Annotated in this window: 1 pseudogene; it reads right to left on the reverse strand. The window is 47.2% G+C overall.

Annotated elements, in window-relative coordinates:
- Positions 1 to 509: pseudogene (locus A3761_RS03930) on the reverse strand (phosphomannomutase/phosphoglucomutase); the annotation flags it as partial.
- Positions 510 to 589: the final 80 nt, after the last annotated feature.

Here is a 589-nt window from a genome sequence, read left to right on the forward strand (position 1 = left end):
GTAGAGAAATATAAAACCGGCGTGGGAACCTGCCCAACATTGACGACATCCAGGCCGGTACTCAAGATCCCGCGGATCAATGAATCCGAGTACGGTACGCTAGAATAACGACCATCAAACCCGACGCATATCGCGTTTTGCCCTTGAAGAAGCGCCTCACTTGCAATAGCTTTACCTATTAACTCTACAAGCCCTTCGTTTAAGGTTTCGTCAACCACACCCCGGATATCATAGGCGCGGAAAATAGTCTGGGGAATATCTATATCCAGACCTTGCACTTCCGAAACCATATCATCTGTATCACCAAGCGCTCCAGAGCCTTCTGCATCATTTAACACATCCAAATCAAGCAAATCATCATCAAACAGAGGCGCATCATCTTCTACGTCATTCGAAACAGGAGCTGTTTTTTTAGACTGCTCTTCTTTTGGCTTATTAGCGGTCTGTTGCACAGACTTCTTCGCACTCGCGGATAAGTGCTTTATGTGTTCAGATACAGCTGACGACATTGCTGTGAACTCTCCAAAGGAGAAGGAGGCACGCCCAGTTTTGCCACCCGAAGCAAGCCCAGCTGCCATTTGACTAACTT

This window comes from Oleiphilus sp. HI0123 (assembly GCF_001635315.1).